Origin of the sequence: Klebsiella sp. JN_Kp126, from assembly GCF_033843325.1 — a bacterium.
In the GTDB taxonomy this organism is placed as follows: Bacteria; Pseudomonadota; Gammaproteobacteria; order Enterobacterales; family Enterobacteriaceae; genus Klebsiella; species Klebsiella michiganensis.
Genome location: NZ_JAWXQV010000047.1, coordinates 70,725 through 84,827, shown reverse-complemented (window position 1 = coordinate 84,827; position 14,103 = coordinate 70,725). Strand labels below are relative to the sequence as shown.

Sequence of the window (14,103 nt, the reverse complement as noted above, 5' to 3'; positions counted from 1 at the left end):
TAAGGAGATGATGATGACTATTGGCACGATTATTACAGGTTCCAGGCATATCGCGTTGTCATCCCGGGAGCGCAAAATTCCCTGGGATGAACCGGCTTTTAGCCAGCGTATGCTGGAGAACCATCTGTCGCAGGAGCACGACTGGGCCAGCCGCAGGCGGGCGGTTATCGAACAACAGGTCGCGTGGATTGCCGGACAGCTACCCGCCGGCGCGCGCATTCTGGACCTCGGCTGCGGGCCGGGCTTTTACACCCGCCTGCTGGCGGAGCGCGGCTTTTACTGTACGGGCGTGGATTTTTCGCCGGCGTCGATCGCCTGGGCCCGGCAGCAGGCGCAGGCGGCCGGGCTGGATATTGCCTATCACCAGCAGGACGTTCGCGAGTACGCGCCGGAAACCCAGTTTGATTTCATTATGATGACCTTCGGTGAACTGAACGCGTTCAGCGCGGCTGAGGCCCGCTCGCTGGTTCATCGCTGCGCGCAGTGGCTGGTTCCGTGGGGAAAGCTGCTCATCGAGGTTCATACCTATGCAGAGGTTAAACGTCAGGGAATGGCCGATCCCGGCTGGCAGCGCTGTCCGCAGGGGCTGTTTCTTGATGTTCCACACCTGCTGCTGACGGAGCACGCCTGGGATCCGGCGGCGCAAACCAGCTCCACGCGGTTTATGGCGATTGAAGAGAGCGGCAAAGTGACGCGCTTCGGCAGCCGGATGACCGCCTGGCATGATGACGCTTATCTCGACCTGCTGCGCACGGCGGGTTTGACCACCATTACCCGCCCGGATGAGGCGGAATGGCCGGTCAGCGAAACCTTTACCTGCAAGCTGTACGCGCTGCTGGCCGAAAAAAACGTTCCCGATTCTCTTTCCGCAAAACCCATAAAAGGAATTCAACCATTGGATATCCCACGTATTTTCACCATTAGTGAAAGCGCTCATCGCATCCATAACCCGTTTACGCCGGAAAAATACGCCGCCCTTGGCCGGGTGCTGCGAATGAAGGCCGGAACCCGGATACTCGATCTTGGCAGCGGGTCGGGGGAGATGCTCTGTACCTGGGCGCGCGATCGCGGCATTCGCGGCATCGGCGTCGACATGAGCGCGCTGTTCAGCGAGCAGGCTAAGCTGCGGGCAGAAGAGCTCGGCGTTGCCGACCGCGTGACGTTTATTCACCAGGACGCCGCCGGTTATGTGGCCGAGGAAAAATGCGACATCGCCGCCTGCGTGGGCGCGACCTGGATCGCCGGCGGCGTCGCCGGGATTATCGAGCTGCTGAGCAAAAGCCTCAAGCCCGGCGGTATGCTGCTGATCGGCGAACCGTACTGGCGCCAGGTACCGGCAACGGAAGAGATAGCACAGGCCTGTGGCGCCTCTTCGCTCGCCGACTTTCTGACGCTTGCCGATCTGGTCTCCTCTTACGATGCGCTTGGCTATGACCTCGTCGAAATGGTGCTGGCGGACCAGGAAGGTTGGGACCGCTACGAAGCGGCGAAATGGCTCACCATGCGCCGTTGGTTAGAGGAAAACCCCGATGATGAGTTTGTGCCAGAAGTCCGGGCGGAGCTGACGATGGCGCCAAAACGCCATGCGACTTATACGCGTGAATACTTTGGCTGGGGCGTATTTGCGTTAATCAAGCGGTAGTTGAAAGACCCGGCATAGCAGGAAGGCTATGCCGGGATCAGGGGGGTTCAGAACCGCAGGAAAGGGCGTCCCTGGGTAATGATCACACGCACTGGGTCAGACCTGACGGTAGCAGCCCGTTTTATCAGAATTTGACGGTCACCTGATTGCCGAGCACCCAGGCGTTTTTAATCTCTTCGCTTCCTCCCGGATGAACGAGCAGCTGCAGGTTAGGGCGCACGGTCAGCCATGGCGTCGCGCGAAAGCTATAATGCAGCTCTGCGGCATACTCGGCTCTGCGAACCGGAACATACAGAGGGTTATCATAATCATCGATCCCCCGCATCTGGTTCAGGAGCTGCGCCCGACGGGCGACTCTGTCGTTGGCGTGCATTTTACTGACGCCGAAGCTGATAAAGTCCTGCGGACGGCTGGCGAAAGGGCCTTGATAAATGGCGCCGGCCTGAATCTGATAGTCCATTGTCGCCGTATCTTTATCATTCATTGCCAGATGCCCGAAAAGGCTAAGGCCACGTTGGCGCTGGCTGCTCGAGTAGGTCAGCTGCTGGACGATATAGAGATAACCTCCGTAGCGGCCGTCGTGTCGCCGGGCGGCCTGGTGCGTGAGCACATAGGGATCGCCATTGTCATCATCCAGCACATCATTGGCGTCCGCCGTGTTATACCATCCCCCGAGTTTCCAGATGCCGGGGAGTTTTGCCGCGCCGAGAGTAGGTCGATATCCCAGTTCAAAAAGGTACATGTACCCCAGATGCCCGGTACCATCCAGCTGGAAGCTTCCGTGGCGGGTGGCGTAGGCAGGATTGTACTGAAACGCGCCGGCCTGGACGTAAAGCGCCGGGGCAGGGCTGTATTTAATACGGCCGCCCCACTGGCCTATGGGGGTGTTATACCAGACGCCGCTGCCGTGGCCGGCTAAAGAGCCGCACAGCGACAGGTTTTGAAAAAAGCAGCCGTTGTTATCAAAATCCTCTCCCGGCGGCATCAGGCCCACCTTGAGATCCAGCTTCTTATCCCACCCGGTTTTTTTGAACCAAAACTGCGTCGCGTGCCATGTTTGCCCCCGACCGTAGTTGCTCTGAACACCGGAGCCTATTACCGGCGCGCGCGGATCCTGAAGGCGATCCTGAGTCAGATCTCGCCCGTTACGATTATTCACCGACGCTTTAAATTCACCGTCGTGAATACCTAAAATCTTTTCCAGATCCATATTTACGCCGAGAATATACTGGTCGCTGTAGCGCAGGGTTTTATCGCGATCGTAACCGCCGGAGATATTCGTGGCCGTCATTGCGCTATATTCCAGCGTAAAATCATAACCATGACGGCGCAGATCCGTACGCACGCTTCCCCATTCTCCGGTCATGTTTTTTGCGGTGGGAGAAAAAAGCGTCTCGTTGGCCAGCGTCTGTAAAGGGTGTAGTAAAGCCAGCAGCATCGTGCCGCTGTGGATGAGTTTGTTCATGTTTTTACCGCCTGTTAATGATCCAGGTCTATGAATAATTCCCGGTAAGGCGCAGCTGAATCAGCCGGCTGCGCCGACCTCCCGTCAGGGGTGGCTCCGTGTTTCCCGGAGCCACAGCCGTCTATGGCGACAGCTCTTCTAACGATTTTCCTTTGGTTTCAATGGCAAAAAGCCAGGTAATTAAGCCACCAATCAGCGCAATGACCGCGAAAGTGATAAACACAAAGCGGATCCCGAAGCCGCTGACGATAAAACCGACCATCAGTGGGCCGATGGATGACCCCGCCCGGAGCCATGCGCTGGAATACGCGGTGCCGATAGCGCGCAGTCGGGTGGGGTAAAGCTCTGCCGCGTACAGATAAAGCGAGAAAGCGATGGTCTGCAGAATGGCGTAGGTCAGGCTGCCCAGAATCAGAATTTCAACGGCGGATTTCGCGCCCAGAACGGAGAGCGTAATCAGCGGAACGACGGCCAGTAAAAAGGCCCATGTGTACCAGCGCTTGCGCCCGACGCGGTCGATCATCAAGGCGCAGATCACCGAAGCCACGACGCCGCAGGAAGAGGTGATCCAGCCGTAGGCCAGACTGGTATCGAGGGAGAGGTTAAACCAGGTTTTGTAGAGGGTTGGAAACCAGGTGATCATTCCGTTGTTGACGCTATAAACCGTCAGCCACAGTCCCCAGAGCATAAAGGTGCGGGATTTATAGATACCGCCAAAGAGGGCCTTAACCCCTTCCGGAGCCGCTTTTTGCACCGCGGGGGCTTTTATTTCCGGTTCGGGCAACGTCATCCCGCGCCTGATGACCTCTGATTCCAGCGTCGATACGATGCTGTCCGCTTCCTTCAGCCTCCCTTTTGCTGTCAACCAGCGCGGTGATTCCGGCATCAGCCAGCGCAGGGGAACGGTCAGCGCGGAGGGGACTAAGCCAATTAAAAACATGACCTTCCAGCCATAGATGGGCACCAGAAAATACCCCACCAATCCGGCAAACATCATGCCGATAGGGAAAATCACTTCATACAACAAAAAGAAACGCCCGCGCTTTTTGGCACCGACAAATTCATTGATATAGGCGCTGGCAACGGGGACTTCCGCACCGATACCCACCCCCTGTAAAAAGCGAATAACAAGAATTGACCAGCCGTTCCAGGCAAAAAGGCAGGCCGCATCCATGAGTACGAACATGATGATGGTGATACGCAATACGCCGATACGGCCTATTTTTTCCGCCAGCGAGCCGAAAAACAGGGCGCCGCACAGCTGGCCCACGTAGCTGGCCGCAATAATAAGACCGACAAACGTCGGCGTGAGACCCCACTCCTGGGTAAGCTGGGGGAGCGCAAATGCGATTGCAATAATGGTATAGGCATCGAAAAACGTCGATAAGCCGACGATAACGCGGATCGCTTTCAGCCGTCGGGTGATGGGGAGGCGTTCCAGCCTTGCCAGCAGCGCGTCTGGCGTGGACGCCGTTCCGCTGGCAACGGCGTAATCTGAAGCAATGGCCTGAGTTGACATAGTATTACCCTGTTAAACGTTGTCTGGGGCATACACGTAAGGTTCTGAATAACCACAGGGCAACGAACCCTTATTCATCGACGTGCTGCATATAATGCTGTCCTGATGTGTTTATGATAACGTTACTGCAATCGATTTCACTTGCAGCTAATCCTTTGCTGGATTCGCCACTAAGTCAATTACGCCTGTTGTATAAATGTCGAGCAGTTCACAATCTGAAAAAACTCACGCGCAAAAAGGCGAAGCGGAGAATGCAAAGCAAAATGGATAAGAAATGTGAATTAACGACCAGCCGAATGAACTCGGCAAAGTGAAGCACCATTCCTTTTGTCCGGGCGAGGTTTGACGTAAGATCCTTTAACCCCACGGTTTGCACGATGGTATCCGTTGAACGGGCAACACGGATTTTTACCCGCATTGATGAGTTGGAGCAGCAGATGGATCAAGAAAGTGAACTGAACGATTTGCCGGAAAAAAAGCTGGCGACAATGCGGGATGTTGCTCGCGCTGCGGGCGTGAGCGTCTCGACCGTTTCGCGCGTACTCGATGAACGGTTACCCACTTCACGCAGCGCCTCGGCAGAGAAAATTCGCCAGGTGGCCCGTGAGCTGGGCTACCGTCGGGACTATGTTGCTTCCAGCCTGCGCCGAGGCGATACCGGAACGCTTGGCGTCCTGGTGCCGAGGCTGACCGATGCCGTTACGGCGATGCTTTTCGAAGAGATAGCCAGGGCGGCGGCCAGGCGAGGCTATTTCGCGATCGTTGCGACCTGCGGTGATAGCAAGGATCAGGAGAAAAACGCCGTGGAATCGCTGCTGGATCGTCGCGTGGATGGGTTGATCATGTCCACCTGCCGGCTGGACGATCCTTTGCCGCAAACCCTGCGTGAACGGGATGTGCCCCACGTTCTGGCGCTGCGTACCGACGGTTTTAGCCCCTCATCGGTCGGGGACGATGAGCTTGGCGGCTATCTGGCTACCCGACACCTGATTGATTTAGGCCACCGCGATATTGGCCTGATTGGCGGCCCTGATTTTGCCTCCAACGCGCGCAACCGGCGTAAGGGCTTTGAGCGGGCAATGCAGGAAGCCGGGCTCAGGATCGAAGCGGAATGGTGCTGTCATTCAGATTTTAATATCGCCTCGGGGGAGCAGCAGGGAATGAAAATTCTCAGCCAGCCTCATCGCCCGAGCGCGCTATTTGCCGTCAATGACGAACTGGCGATCGGCGTCCTCGCGGCCGCGCACCAGCAGGGGCTGGTGATTGGCGAAGATCTCTCCCTGGTCGGCTACAATGATATTCCCCTGGTGAGCAGACTGCCCGTGGCGCTGACCTCGGTCAGAACGCCGCTGGAGCATATCGCCAGCAATGCGGTTGATATGTTATTGAATCCAGAGATAAATAATAATATTCGGATTACCACGCCTTCCCTTATTCCCCGTAAGTCTACCGCGTCTCCACGTAAATAATCCCCCTGCGATCCTCCCCCGACTTTCCAGGAGAAAGCGGGGAGGGTTGAATTTTGTATAACGGATCTCATCCCGGATGCAGATCGCGGTTTAGTTTGTGATCTGCGTTGCATTTTTAACCAACATGGCGTTGACGGTTTTATTTTTGAGGTTCAATGTCAACGTCGTGAAAACGATTGCAGAAACGATTTCACTTCCGTTTCAAAGAATCGCTTAACCGTAAACAAATGCTTACTCATCAAGGGGATATTTATGATTAACATCGATCTGAGAGGTTTGACTCCGGCTCCGGTTACACCCTTCACTCGCGATGGACGCGTAGACTATGATGCCATTCAGCGCCTCGGCAGCTGGCTGGGCAGCATCGACGGGGTGAAAGGTCTGGTGGTGCTGGGACACGCAGGGGAGGGGACTTTTCTGACCCAGGAAGAGCAGGCGAATGTGATCCGCGCGTTTGTGAAGTCCGTGGATGATAAGCTTCCGATCATTGCCGGCATCACCGGGGAAGGGACGGAAGTGGCTGCGCTGGAAGCGAAGCGCGCCGTTGCCGCCGGCGCATCCGCCGGTTTGCTCTATCCTTCCCACGGCTGGCTGCGCTTTGGCTATCAGGATGGCGCGCCTCAGGATCGCTACCGCGTGGTGTACGAAGAAAGCGGCCTGCCGCTGATTCTTTTCCAGTATCCGGATGTCACTAAAGCCACCTACAATCTGAAAACGCTGCTGGATATCTCCGCGCAGCCGGGCGTATTTGCCATGAAGAATGGCGTACGTAATATGCGCCGCTGGGATACCGAAATTCCGGTTATTCGCCGCGAGCGTCCGGATCTGCAAATCTTAAGCTGCCACGATGAATATCTGCTGCATACCGCCTTTGATGTGGATGGCTTCCTGGTCGGCTACGGCAATATCGCGCCTGAGCCGTTAATTGAAATGATTAAGGCGGGTAAAGCGGGCGATTACGTTAAAGCGCGTGAGCTGCACGACCGACTGCTGCCGGTGACCAAAAGCGTCTACCACCGCGGTTCGCACATGGAAGGGACCGTGGCCCTTAAACATGCTCTGGTTGCGCGCGGGATCCTTGAACATGCCACCGTTCGCTCACCGCTGCTGCCGCTGGAAAATGGCGCTGAAAAAGAGATCCACGACGCCATGCGCGCCGCTGAGCTGGGCCGCGTCGGTTAATTTATTCTGCGTCTGTTGTTAATCCGCAATGCAGAAATATCGCTTACTGTATTGCGGATCATCGGTTACTTCGCCCCGGTATTTTTTGCTGCTCTTCATCATAACGTCGGGGCTTTCACCTCTGTATATTGCTGGGTGATTTATGAAACTATTAAGCTTTCGCGTTAATGATAAAAACAAATATGGCCTGGCGACCGCTGACGGCGTCATCGATCTGCAGGCGCGGTTTCCTCAATATGGCAGCCTGCTGGAATTTATACCGCATCTTCATCTTGTTGATACTCTGCCGCCGTCTGCGAAACAGGCGAACTATTCTTTCGACGAGATCGCTTTCCTGCCGGTCATTACTGAACCGAAAAAAATTATCTGCGCTGGCGTGAATTATCGCGATAAAAACGCTGCCGGTGACGAGAAGCCCTCTAACCCAGTGCTATTCATCCGCTTTGCGGATTCACAGACCGGGCATCTGGCACCGCTCCTCAAGCCGGAACGCAGCAATGAGTTTGACTATGAAGGCGAAATGGCGCTGGTGATGGGCCGTGGAGGACGCAATATACCAGAGCAGGAGGCGCTGCATTATGTTGCCGGCTACAGCTGCTATATGGATGGCTCGGTGCGCGACTGGCAGCATGCCTGCTTTACCGGCGGCAAAAACTGGCCAGCGACGGGCGGCTTCGGCCCCTGGCTGGTGACCGCGGACGCTATCCCCGACCCGCAAAATCTGAATATTACCACCCGACTGAATGGCCAGACGGTGCAGCAGGATAATACGGGCAGCATGTTGTATTCAATTGCCGAACTCATTGCGTATATCAGCACCTTCAGCGCGCTCTCTCCGGGAGATGTCATTCTGACCGGCACGCCCGGAGGCATCGGAAAAAAACGTACCCCGCCACTCTTTATGCAGCCCGGGGACAGGGTGGAAGTCGAGATTGAGCAGATCGGATGCCTGATGAATACCGTGTGCAGCGATGCCGCGGTAGCGCGATAAGTTATCGTTTGTATCCAAAAACAGGGTGAGAGCGCGTTTGCCCGGCGGCCAGGACTTGCAGGCCATTTAATCATGTAAAGGGTTAATGCCGGACAGGGAGCCGTGGAGGCAATGTATGATATTGGTTCAGTTTCTGGTGGTGCTGCTGTTTCTGTACATCGGCATGCGGGTCGGGGGGATCGGCGTGGGGTTTGCCGGCGGCGCCGGCGTGATTGTCCTCAGCGCGCTCGGCGCCACGCCGGGTGATATGCCGATGCTGGTTATCGTATTTATCATGGTGGTGATCGTGGCGATTGCCGCCATGCAGGAGGCCGGCGGTATTGAATACCTTGTTGACCTCACCGAGCGCCTGCTGCGCCGCTATCCGCGATTGTTAGTCATCACCGCGCCGCTTTCCACCTGGCTATTAACCATGATGGCCAGCACCGGGCAGGTCTCTTTTGCCTGTATGCCGGTGATTGTCGGCGTGGCGAAAGAGAACAATATAAAGCCCACCCGGGCGCTTGCTCTTTCGGTCGGCGCCTCTTTGCTGGGCATTGTGGCGTCGCCCATTTCTGCGGCGGTGATTTTCTTCTCGGGGATTCTGGAAAAGGGCCATTCTGGCTGGGGCTATATTGAGCTTATCGCGGTATCAATCCCGTCCACCTTTCTGGCGCTGCTGGTCACCTCCGTTTTTTACCTGTGCTGGGACAGGATCCGCCAGCAGGATCGGCTCAATGACAATCCGGTTCAGGTGCAGGCAAGGACTGCGCGGGCGATCCCGCCCTGCGCCGGTCGTTCGGTGCTGATTTTTATCGTCGGGCTGGTTGTGGTGCTGGTTTATGCGATTGCCACCAGTCCGAAACTCGGGCTGATTGCCCATCCGGTCATGAGCAGCGGACAGGCGCGGGTAGGGGTGATGATGGGCGTTGCGCTGCTGATTGTGGTGTGCTGCCGGGTTAACGTACATAAGGTCCCGTCCGGCTCGGTGTTTAAAACCGGGATGACCTCCTGCATCTGTATTCTCGGCGTCGCCTGGCTGGGTTCAACCTTTATGGACAGTAATCAACAGTGGTTGCAAAGCGCGGTCTCGTCACACTTGCTGGATTCGCCCATGATGCTGGCCATTATTATTATGGCGGCCTCATGCTTCTTGTATTCTCAGGCGGCTTCCACAAAAATTTTATTCCCCGCCGCGCTGAGTATGGGCGTTGCCCCGGCTATTTTGGTTGCCTACTTCCCGGCAACGGCTTCTCTTTTTATTCTGCCAAACTATCCGACGCTGCTGGCGGCGGTAGAGCTGGATGATACCGGCTCCACCAGACTGGGCCGACATATTATCGATCACCCTTTTCTGCTGCCTGGCCTGGCATCGGTCCTGCTTTCAATGCTCTTCGCCGCGGGGCTGGCTTATTGGATTCAGTGAATCGCCTGAGGCTTTTACTTTGAATACCTCCGAAAACAAAACGGTTCACCGTCGGTGAACCGCTTTTTTCGATATCAGGCTGCAAGATCTTTCATTACCTGAATAAATGCCTGTGAGACAGATTCTTCTTTATGGTGATGCCCATCCTCAATCACCCAGCGTCCGCCAGTCATCACCGCGGTAATGGGATTAGATGAGCAGGCGAAGATCCAGCGGTTGAGCAGCATCTGGTCTTCTGCGCTGGCGATAAAGGGATTCTGGCTATCCAATACGACCAGATCGGCCCGATATCCTACGCTTAGCTGGCCAATGTTTTGGCCCAGCGCTCTGGCGCCGCCTCGTAGCGCCCCTTGATACAGAACGTTGCCGACGTGAGGCTCGCCTGGGACGATGAGCCGGTTGCGGCGCTGGGCTATCAGGCGCTGCCCGTATTCGAACCAGCGTAAATCCTCGCTGACGCTGACGCTAATGTGGCTGTCGGAACCAATTCCCCAGACGCCGTTATGCTCCAGATATTGTGGGCCAGGGAATATGCCATCGCCGAGATTGGCTTCGGTGGTCAGGCACAGGCCGGCCACCGCACCGGATGTGGCGATCTTCATCGTTTCCGGAGGCGTCAGATGAGTGGCGTGGATCAGGCACCAGCGCGAATCCACGGGGAGATGGTTGTACAGCCACTCCACCGGGCGCTCGCCGGACCAGGCCAGGCAGTCATCCACCTCTTTTTGCTGTTCAGCAATATGAATATGAATCGGCTGCTGGCCAGGATGGCAGGCCAGAATGGCGCCAATCTGCTCCGGCGTAACGGCCCGTAATGAGTGGAAGCACAGACCGGTACGCTGCATTGGCTCGCCGGCCAGCCGCGATGTGAGCGACTCGTACATTGTCAGATAGCTGTCGCTATCGTTGATAAAGCGACGCTGTCCAGCGGAGGGCGGCTGCGCGCCAAACCCGGCGTAACTGTACAGGACGGGCAGCAGCGTCAGGCCGATGCCGGTATGTTTCGCCGCGCTGGCGATACGCAGCGCTAATTCCGTCCGCTCTTCATAAGGCGCGCCGCTGCTGCTGTGATGCAGATAGTGGAATTCGGCGACCGAGGTGTACCCGGCTTTGAGCATTTCGATGTACAGATAGCTGGCGATGGTTTCCAGCTGTTCTGGCGTAATTTTATCTACCAGCCTGTACATCAGATCCCGCCAGGTCCAGAAGCTATCCGACGGATTTCCCGCCACCTCCGTTAACCCGGCCATCGCCCGCTGGAAGGCATGGGAGTGCAGGTTCGGCATACCCGGCACGACGACCCCTTTGATGCGCGTCGCCTGCGGATTCGGCGCTGCGTTCTTTTCCAGCGCGGTTATGATGCCTTCTTCGGACACGGTTATGCCGACATTATTTGCCCAGCCATCAGGCAACAGCGCTTTTTCTGCCAACCAGACTGCCATTTTACCACCTTATTATCAGTGCTAATGTATATACATGTACATATATATACATCTAACAGGTCATAGAGTAAACTGACAACGTCAGCATATGAGGAATGGTTAATGGCGCGTAACGACCTGTCAAATTCGGATTCCATGGATGAGTTACTTGAACATCCCGCCCCCTTTTATGAAAGGGTAAAGGCCATGATCAAAACCAAGATCCACAGCGGGGCATGGCCCGCGAATTACCGTGTTCCTTCTGAAAGCGAGCTGGTCACGCTGTTTGGCTATAGCAGAATGACGATTAACCGCGCGTTGCGAGAACTGACCGCGGAGGGCTTGCTGGTGCGGATGCAGGGGGTCGGTACTTTTGTCGCCGAAATTCGCGGCCAGTCGGCGCTGCTGGACATTAACAATATCGCTGACGAAATCGCCAGCCGTGGCCATCGCCACCACGCCAGAGTCTTCAGACTGACGGAAATCGAAGCCGATGCCCAGCAGGCGTTCAGCTTTGGCATGCAGCAGGGTTGCGGTCTGTACCATTCGCTGATTTGCCATTATGAAAATGGCGTACCGGTTATGCTGGAAGACCGACTGGTGAATATGCAGGTTGTGCCGGACTACCTGCAGCAGGATTTTACACGTATCACGCCGAACGCCTATCTCTCCTCAATTGCGCCGATTGTTGAAGGCGAACACGTTATTGAAGCGGTCAACGTCACGCGGGCCGAGTGTGTTTACCTGGAAATTGATGAACATACGCCTTGTCTGCTGGTCAATCGTCGGACGTGGACCGGCCGTCAGGAGAAGAAAATCGTCACCAGCGTGCGCCTGGTCTATCCCGGTCCGCGTTACCGCCTGGAAGGGAGCATGCGGAAATGATCCGTCTGCTCCCTGCCGGGTTGTATACGGAAATGCCCTGGAAAAACGGCCAGGGCGTGACGCGCGAAGTGGCCCGCTATCCGGAAGCGGGGGAATATGACTGGCGTATATCCCTGGCGACCATTCGCCAGCCTGGTCCGTTCTCCGCATTTCCCGGCTACCTGCGCAATATCAGCGTGCTGGAAGGCGGCGGGATGTACCTGACAATCGATGGGCAGCGCAGCGCATTGATTACGCCTTTCCAGGCGCTGGGGTTTAACGGCGCGAGCGGCGTATCCTGTGAGATTGTCGGCGGCCCGCTGCTGGATTTTAATGTGATTTACCGGGAAGCCGCTCTGCGGGCGACGGTGAGCTGGTGCGGGGCGGGGACGTGGTCGCATCAGGGCGGACTGCGGATATTGTTTAATGCCGGGCCCGCGTTGCGGGTGAGCATCGGCGACCAACGCTATTTACTGGAACATTACGACAGTCTGCTGGTGGATGAAGCGGTAGCGCTGGTTATCCAGGACTCTCCGGGCGCGCGTCTGGCCCGCATCACGCTGATTCCCCTTTAATCACGCCGCAGGCTCCTTCTGCGGCGCCTGTTGTCACTCCTTTTCGCACAATGCCTGCAGCATCGCGCTGAGTTCGCCCTGATTAATCAGGGCGCGTAGCGCATGTATATCGAGGTAGAGCAGCGTATCTTTATCCCGGAACGGCACCGCCTGACGCACTCTCTCCAGCGTCGCCTCGCTGCCCACGGCGGCACGCAGCGGGCGATGGAACTCCAGCGCCTGACAGGCGCACAGCAGTTCGATGGCGACGATGTCCACGGCGTTTTCTACCGCCTTAAGCGCTTTACGTGCGGCGGCAACCCCCATGCTGACATGATCTTCCTGACCGGCGCAGGTGGATACCGTGTGGATACTGGCCGGGCCGGCCAGACTGCGGTTATCGCCCGCCAGCGCAGCGGCGACGTAGGGTGGGATCATCATCCCGGAGTACCCCGAATCCGGCGAGATAAGAAAAGCCGGCAGCCCGCTGAGATGCGTATTGGTTATTCGGTCGCAACGGGCCTGGGAAGCGGTGCTCAACTGGGCAATCGCAACGGCCAGCGCATCCAGCGCCAGCGCCGTTGGCGCACCGTGACCGTTGCCCCCTGGCATCACGATAAGCCTGTCTTCTTCTACCAGAAACAGCGGATTATCGGTCACCGAATTGAGTTCGATGGTCATAATCTGTCGACAGTGGGCCAGCTGGTCGCGCACCGCGCCGTGGATCTGGGGGATACAGCGTAAACTAAGCGCGTCCTGAACCCGGTGGTCGCGATAACGCGCCAGGATCTCGCTGCCTTTCAGCAGGCGGCGCAGGTTTTGCGCGGTTTCCTGCTGTCCGGGATGAGGGCGCAGGGCGTGCAGGCGGGCATCGTAGCCGCGCGTATTGCCCCGCATGGCCTCGAGGCACATCCCGCCCGCCATATCGGCGACGGGGAGCAGACGCTGGAAATCCGCCACGGCCAGGCAGCCCAGCGCGGTGATCTCATAGGTACCGCCGACCAACGCGTGACCCTCTCTGGGACCGGGAACATAGGGCGGGATACCCGCCCGCGTCAGCGCCTGTTGCGCCGGCAGCAGTTCTCCCTGATACCAGCATTTGCCTTCGCCGAAGACCGCAAGGCCGATATGGGCGGTGGCAATCAGGTAACCGACGGAGCCGCTGGCGGGTGACCACGGCGTGACCTGACGGTTCAACATATCGGCGATACGCTGCGCCAGCGCCGGGGTAACGCCGCTGTATCCCTGCAGCAGGGATTTTAACGTCACCGCCATCATGGCCCGCACTTCACGCACCGTCAGGTCCGGACCGACTCCGCAGGCGTGGCTGCGCAGCATATTCAGCTGAGTATCCGTCATCCTGTCCGGGGACAGCCGGGTGGTGACCAGATCGCCGACGCCGGTCGTCAGCCCGTAGATTACCTGGCCTTGTTCAATGGCGCGCTGAATACGGCTGCTGACCCGCGCCATATTATCCAGCGCGGCCTTCTCCAGCGCGATCGGCGCGCCGTTGGCAATCCGCACTATCTCATCCACAGTACCCGGTGCCTGCCCGAGGGTAATGCTGCCGTTCAGAGGAGTTGTCATGTCT

The 14,103-nt window shown here is 57.1% G+C and carries 11 protein-coding genes and 1 pseudogene; 8 read left to right on the top strand and 4 right to left on the bottom strand.

Annotated features, from left to right (window positions below; genetic code table 11):
- Positions 1-7: 7 nt before the first annotated feature.
- A pseudogene (locus SIK97_RS06945) lies at positions 8-535 on the top strand (class I SAM-dependent methyltransferase); the annotation flags it as partial.
- 360 nt (positions 536-895) lie between these two features.
- On the top strand, positions 896-1,642 hold the full coding sequence (locus SIK97_RS06940) for an SAM-dependent methyltransferase (RefSeq protein ID WP_227502786.1): 747 nt from the start codon (positions 896-898) through the stop codon (positions 1,640-1,642).
- Positions 1,643-1,766: 124 nt separating this feature from the next.
- On the opposite strand, the gene SIK97_RS06935 is transcribed toward SIK97_RS06940, so the two are convergent.
- Together SIK97_RS06935 and SIK97_RS06930 are read right to left on the bottom strand one after the other, a co-directional pair.
- Positions 1,767-3,107 (bottom strand): carbohydrate porin, encoded by a 1,341-nt coding sequence (locus tag SIK97_RS06935; RefSeq protein WP_057173103.1) that lies wholly within the window; start codon positions 3,105-3,107, stop codon positions 1,767-1,769.
- A 121-nt stretch (positions 3,108-3,228) separates the two neighbouring features.
- A complete protein-coding gene (locus SIK97_RS06930) occupies positions 3,229-4,626 on the bottom strand; it encodes an MFS transporter (RefSeq protein ID WP_032718963.1) in 1,398 nt (465 codons plus the stop codon).
- Between the two features lie 437 nt (positions 4,627-5,063).
- On the opposite strand from SIK97_RS06930, the gene SIK97_RS06925 reads away from it, so the two are divergent.
- The 4 genes from SIK97_RS06925 (at position 5,064) to SIK97_RS06910 (ending at position 9,673) form a co-directional block, all read left to right on the top strand.
- Positions 5,064-6,095: a LacI family DNA-binding transcriptional regulator gene (locus SIK97_RS06925; protein ID WP_025107245.1), complete on the top strand. Its 1,032-nt coding sequence runs from the start codon at positions 5,064-5,066 to the stop codon at positions 6,093-6,095.
- 252 nt (positions 6,096-6,347) lie between these two features.
- Entirely contained in the window at positions 6,348-7,277 is a 930-nt protein-coding gene (locus SIK97_RS06920; RefSeq protein WP_004848004.1) for a dihydrodipicolinate synthase family protein, read from the top strand.
- A 142-nt stretch (positions 7,278-7,419) separates the two neighbouring features.
- The gene (locus SIK97_RS06915) at positions 7,420-8,268 is read left to right on the top strand and encodes a fumarylacetoacetate hydrolase family protein (RefSeq protein WP_057173102.1); all 849 of its coding nucleotides are present in this window, start codon (positions 7,420-7,422) and stop codon (positions 8,266-8,268) included.
- A gap of 115 nt (positions 8,269-8,383) precedes the next feature.
- The gene (locus SIK97_RS06910) at positions 8,384-9,673 is read left to right on the top strand and encodes an anaerobic C4-dicarboxylate transporter family protein (protein ID WP_057173101.1); all 1,290 of its coding nucleotides are present in this window, start codon (positions 8,384-8,386) and stop codon (positions 9,671-9,673) included.
- A 74-nt stretch (positions 9,674-9,747) separates the two neighbouring features.
- Here SIK97_RS06910 and SIK97_RS06905 read toward each other — a convergent pair whose 3' ends face one another.
- Positions 9,748-11,115, bottom strand: coding sequence for a formimidoylglutamate deiminase (locus SIK97_RS06905; protein WP_057173100.1), 1,368 nt, complete (start codon positions 11,113-11,115; stop codon positions 9,748-9,750).
- Between the two features lie 102 nt (positions 11,116-11,217).
- Here SIK97_RS06905 and hutC point away from each other — a divergent pair, with 102 nt between their 5' ends.
- Positions 11,218-11,979, top strand: a complete 762-nt coding sequence (gene hutC / locus SIK97_RS06900) for a histidine utilization repressor (protein ID WP_004848014.1) — start codon at positions 11,218-11,220, stop codon at positions 11,977-11,979.
- The gene (locus SIK97_RS06895) at positions 11,976-12,533 is read left to right on the top strand and encodes a HutD family protein (RefSeq protein WP_057173099.1); all 558 of its coding nucleotides are present in this window, start codon (positions 11,976-11,978) and stop codon (positions 12,531-12,533) included. Before hutC ends, SIK97_RS06895 begins: the two co-directional genes overlap by 4 nt.
- A gap of 33 nt (positions 12,534-12,566) precedes the next feature.
- On the opposite strand, the gene SIK97_RS06890 is transcribed toward SIK97_RS06895, so the two are convergent.
- Positions 12,567-14,099: an HAL/PAL/TAL family ammonia-lyase gene (locus tag SIK97_RS06890; protein ID WP_057173098.1), complete on the bottom strand. Its 1,533-nt coding sequence runs from the start codon at positions 14,097-14,099 to the stop codon at positions 12,567-12,569.
- Positions 14,100-14,103 lie beyond the last annotated feature (4 nt).